The sequence below is a fragment of the Bartonella sp. AD328YNZD genome, from assembly GCF_042196425.1.
The window spans coordinates 1-1119 of the sequence record NZ_JBHIQG010000556.1; the positions used below are offsets into that span (position 1 = coordinate 1).

The 1119-nt window shown below is 47.5% G+C and carries 1 pseudogene; it reads left to right on the forward strand.

The annotated features are described in order from the left end of the window. A pseudogene (locus ACFIO3_RS13625) lies at positions 1 to 1119 on the forward strand (filamentous hemagglutinin); the annotation flags it as partial.

Sequence of the window (1119 nt, forward strand, 5' to 3'; positions counted from 1 at the left end):
AGGATGGGCTTTTATCGATTGCCGGTAAGGCAACCTCTGGGGGCGATATGGAGCTGTCTTCGCGCCAGACACTTCAAGTTTCAGGGCTAGGGTCAGGCGCTGATATGGCTCTTGAATCGGGTGGAGACTTGAAGCTTGAGGGGATTGTTTTAGCGCAAGGGAATCTCAAGGCGCATGCCGGTGGTGATATACAAGCCCATTTTTTAGCCGGTGGGGTTGATATGGCGGCAACGGGTGCTGCTGGTGTTATTGTTCTTGGCACCCAAGGGGATGTTGATCTCCAGAGCAGTCAAGGGGCGATTGTTGCTGAAAGTGTTTATGGGGCAGGAGATATCGCCCTGGTTTCTCATAACGGGCTATCTGTTTCTCAAACAATTCTGTCGCATCAAAATGTTGCCATTCAAGCACAACCAGCAACAAATGCTCCCGTTCATTTTGGGCAACTTTTAGCCTATGGCAAGGCAAATATTGAGGGTGGGGCGGTTGACTTTTCTTCGCTGATGACGGGTGAAGAAGCTGTTTTAAAGGTTGGCAGCCTTGATGCAGGCACACTGATGACAGGTGTCGTTTCTACGGGCGGTTCAGGGGATCTTGTTTTAGATGAAAAGGGCTTTCTTTTGATTACAGCAAAAGAAGGGGTGAAGGTTGGTCAGATTGCCAGTGGTGGCAATATTGAAATTTTTGCAGGCAACGACATCTATTATGATCAGGTCATTGGCTATGGCAACGCAACATTGACATCGGTATCAGGAGAGATCAGTGTTGAGAATGTGTTGTCTGCTGAGGGGGATGTGAGATTGACGGCAAACACTCTCGATTTAAGCAATAATCGTTCTCATATTTACACGCCGCAAACGCTGTATTTAATTGCAGATCATATTGATGTCTCAGACAGTAAATTGACTTATGGCGGTTTAGATTTTAACAGCACCAATGCCCTTGATATTCACAATGCGCGGCTACAAGCCGTAAGAGATGGCGGTGGGACTGGAGATATTCTTTTTGTTGCCCCAAGCGTTATGGTGGATAAGGCAAGCTCTGTTTTAGCAGCCAGAGATTTCGTGATCAAAACGGGGGAGCTTGGAAATAGCGGTCAATTGGCATCGGGGCAGGATTTAG